Here is a 313-nt window from a genome sequence, read left to right as displayed (position 1 = left end):
TTTGCCAATTCCTTTTTCAGCAGTCCATCAGTTCCCGTTTTACGGAGCTGGTCCATAAGAAAGAAAGAATTTCCGCCGGTAAAATATATCACATCTGCTTCTTCAAAAACAGACTGTATCGTTGAATAAGCCTCCGTTGAAATATCAATTTCAGTTACGATTGCTCCCAACTTTTTGAATAATTTTCGAGCCGAGCCGACATAACCGGTGTAGCCTTCACGCAGTGAAGCTGTTGGAATAAATGCGACTTTCTTATTTTCAATTTCTTCCTTTATCAGACTTCCTACACTTGAAAAGTGCGAACATAAAAATA

Annotated in this window: 1 protein-coding gene; it reads right to left on the bottom strand. The window is 38.7% G+C overall.

Annotation, left to right across the window (positions count from 1 at the left end; all coding sequences use genetic code 11):
• The coding region (locus tag GPK83_RS16460; RefSeq protein ID WP_252196400.1) for a Type 1 glutamine amidotransferase-like domain-containing protein at window positions 1-313 on the bottom strand (313 nt) is incomplete at both ends.

Origin of the sequence: Clostridium sp. MCC328 (genome assembly GCF_018785465.1) — a bacterium.
GTDB lineage: Bacteria > Bacillota > Clostridia > Lachnospirales > Lachnospiraceae > Pilosibacter > Pilosibacter fragilis.
This window is presented reverse-complemented; position numbering and strand designations above follow the sequence as displayed.